This is a genomic window from Thalassobacillus sp. C254, assembly GCF_001310615.1.
In genome coordinates, this window is record NZ_BAXQ01000079.1 from 1 (window position 1) to 514 (window position 514).

1 protein-coding gene is annotated in these 514 nt (G+C 33.3%); it reads left to right on the forward strand.

Annotation, left to right across the window (positions count from 1 at the left end; translation table 11 throughout):
• Positions 1-200: 200 nt before the first annotated feature.
• On the forward strand, positions 201-514 hold a 314-nt coding region (locus JCM19033_RS21715), incomplete at its 3' end, for a hypothetical protein (RefSeq protein WP_198153638.1).

The following is a 514-nucleotide window of genomic DNA, read 5'->3' on the forward strand; positions in this document are numbered from 1 at the left end:
AGTGTTTTTATTTTTCTCCTCTTTTTAACCGTTTTTTGCTGCCTGCGTATTGTCATGAAAATTATTGTTTTATTTAGCCGGAAGACCCAGCGATTACAGGAATATGACTAGTATTACATTTTAATTATACTTGTGTATTTTTTGCCTTCTAACTGCATAAAAAAGCGCTATCATTAATAGCAAGAAATAATATGTAGAAGGTGAGATGGTTTTCTTTGTCTTTCGCTTTACTCTTTCTCGCTGTACTCTGCTTATTAACCGGGTGCAGCGTAAGTAGTTCCCCTGAAGAAGAATTACCTCCACAAAGTAATATCCTTTTATTTTCTGATGATGAGAATATAAAAGAGGAAAATAACTATTACAATGCTTTGCTTGAAGTAAGAGCAAGCTTCCCTGAAAAAAGTGATTCCATTGAAGTGATTTCAAGCAATCAGGAAAAACTCCTGAACCATTTTAACGTACAGGAGCTTCCTCAATTAATTATTATAAAAGACGAGAATAATTATAAACGACT